The sequence below is a fragment of the Pseudomonas sp. UBA3153 genome (assembly GCF_002364635.1).
GTDB lineage: Bacteria > Pseudomonadota > Gammaproteobacteria > Pseudomonadales > Pseudomonadaceae > Pseudomonas_O > Pseudomonas_O kuykendallii.
Genome location: NZ_DEYR01000020.1, coordinates 2,748 through 3,064, shown reverse-complemented (window position 1 = coordinate 3,064; position 317 = coordinate 2,748). Strand labels below are relative to the sequence as shown.

The following is a 317-nucleotide window of genomic DNA, read 5'->3' as shown; positions in this document are numbered from 1 at the left end:
GCAAGTCGACCCTGCTGATGTGCATCAACGGCCTGGAGTCGATCAAGAGCGGCAGCATTCGCGTCGACGGCACCGAGGTCCACGCGCCCGGCACCGACATCAACAAGCTGCGGCAGAAGATCGGCATCGTCTTCCAGCAATGGAACGCCTTCCCGCACCTGACCGTGCTGGAGAACGTCATGCTGGCGCCGCGCTAGGTGCTCGGCCGGAGCAAGCAGGACGCCGAGGAAATGGCGGTGAAGCAGCTCACCCACGTCGGCCTCGCGGACAAACTCAAGGTGTTCCCCGGCAAGCTTTCCGGCGGCCAGCAGCAGCGC

Annotated in this window: 1 pseudogene; it reads left to right on the top strand. The window is 65.0% G+C overall.

Going from position 1 to position 317, the window contains the following annotated elements:
• A pseudogene (locus B2X67_RS04625) lies at positions 1–317 on the top strand (ATP-binding cassette domain-containing protein); the annotation flags it as partial.